This is a genomic window from Bartonella sp. AP58NXGY (genome assembly GCF_042195785.1).
In the GTDB taxonomy this organism is placed as follows: domain Bacteria; phylum Pseudomonadota; class Alphaproteobacteria; order Rhizobiales; family Rhizobiaceae; genus Bartonella.
Genome location: NZ_JBHIOY010000053.1, coordinates 1 through 1,790, shown reverse-complemented (window position 1 = coordinate 1,790; position 1,790 = coordinate 1). Strand labels below are relative to the sequence as shown.

Genomic DNA, 1,790 nt, shown 5'->3' with positions numbered 1-1,790 from the left:
AGTGCTGATGGTCAACTTTTGCCGATAGGCTTTGAGAAGGTTGATAGAACGGTTTTTAAAACTTTTGATAAGTTTGCTCTTGATGAGATGCAAGGAGTGATAGACCCCATTGATAACCGGATTTACTGGTCAATAAAGAGAGGCAATAACGAGCAAACGACCTTTGTCTATGATTGGGGATTGCAGAAATGGTCGACACTACAGGGGAAGCCTTTCACATTGTTTCCAGTATTTACGACAGGTTATACTTTAGAACAGTTAGATGAGATTTCGATCAATCTTGAGTCCTTGCCTGCTTCTTTAGACAGTCCTCGTTGGCAAAGTGGCGCCCCCATGCTTGGTGCTTTTGATGATGAAAATAGACTTGTTATGTTTACAGGCGCTCCAATGGAAGCAACGGTTGTTTCGCAAGAATTGGGAGCACCAGATGGAAGTTTTAACTTTATCACGAAAATGTTTGCCGAAGTTGATACGACGCAAGGTCTTTTAAGCATAGGGGAACGTCGGCTTCGCCATCATCAGACGCCGATCACATGGCACAAGGAGAGGGCATGTTCTTATCTTACGGGTGCTTATCATGGTCGTTCGCGCAATCGTTATCACCGCTTTAAATTGCGTATTCCTGAAGGCGTTCATTGGAACCATATCACAGGGTTTAATGTGGATTTACGTCCTTTAGGCAGAGGATAATGGCAAAAGTTTTTTTGACCACGTCTTGGGATATGGAGCGTATAGCGCCTTATCTGGAAGACATCATTGAATCTTTTAGAGAGTATGTGGAACGTTTCAAACATGAAATCACGTTGCAAGAGCTCCTTGAAGCGATTTGCAGTGGCAAGAAACAGTTATGGCTTGTTTTGGATGATGACGAGCGCTTTTTAGCGGCATTCACGACCCAAATACAGCAGACAGTTTTAGGAAAGAAGCGCGCTCTGATTTGTGAATGTAGTGGCAAGGGCGTTCTTGATCAAGTTGACAATTTGACATTTGTAGAGGATTGGGCGCGTGAGAATGGGGCTTTTGAGATAGAGATTTTAGGGCGTTTGGGATGGAAACGTGCACTGAACAAACAAGGTTATGGCATAGATATGCTTTATTATAGGAAGGAATTGTGACATGGGGAGCAGTAGACCAGCAACGACAGAACAGAAGCAGGTGCAGACAAGTGCCCCTCCCGCTTGGATGCAGAATGTCTTTAAGCGAGGTGGTGCGGATGCGTATAATCTGTATGATACAGGGGCGGGTGGGAATGTTTATGGTGGTCCTCGTGTAGCGCCGTTAAGTGATCAAACGCGCTATGGAATTGGTGGTCTTGGAAGTATTCCACAGCATTATCAAAATCGCTCTTTGATGAATACAATTTACAATCCAACGTCGACAGCAAGCAATCTTGGAAGAGTGGCTTCTGGTGATATAGTTGGACAGAATTCGTCTTTTAATGCTGCGCTTCAAAATAGCTTAGACCGCGTCAGAGATACGATTAACAGCTCTTTTGCCGGTGCAGGTCGTTATGGTTCTGGTGCACATACAGGTGTCTTGGCAAATGAACTTGGTGCTTTGTCTACAAGTGCTACAGCAGACCAGTATAATCGTGATGCGGATCGCATGATGCAAGCCAATGCCATGATAGACCAAGCCAATCAAAATCAATTGGGCGCCTCAAATAACTTCTTACAGGGTTATGGGAATGCCTATTCTAATGCCATACAAGGGGGAGGTGTACTTGATGCCCACAATCAGAGAGTTGTTGATGCCAATAGAGAACGTTGGCTGGAACAAGACAATAGCGG

The 1,790-nt window shown here is 44.6% G+C and carries 2 protein-coding genes and 1 pseudogene; all 3 read left to right on the top strand.

Annotation, left to right across the window (positions count from 1 at the left end):
* Positions 1 to 690 (top strand): annotated as a pseudogene (locus ACFINC_RS09255) (hypothetical protein); the annotation flags it as partial.
* On the top strand, positions 690 to 1,115 hold the full coding sequence (locus ACFINC_RS09250) for a hypothetical protein (protein ID WP_375617020.1): 426 nt from the start codon (positions 690 to 692) through the stop codon (positions 1,113 to 1,115). The pseudogene ACFINC_RS09255 and the gene ACFINC_RS09250, both read left to right, overlap by 1 nt.
* A gap of 1 nt (position 1,116) precedes the next feature.
* Positions 1,117 to 1,790, top strand: a 674-nt coding sequence (locus ACFINC_RS09245) for a hypothetical protein (RefSeq protein WP_375617019.1), incomplete at its 3' end; no start/stop codon positions are given.

Bases quoted from the DNA above. Each gene is read 5' to 3' on its own strand.
- ACFINC_RS09250 (WP_375617020.1), top strand. From the start codon at position 690: ATGGCAAAAGTTTTTTTGACCACGTCTTGGGATATGGAGCGTATAGCG.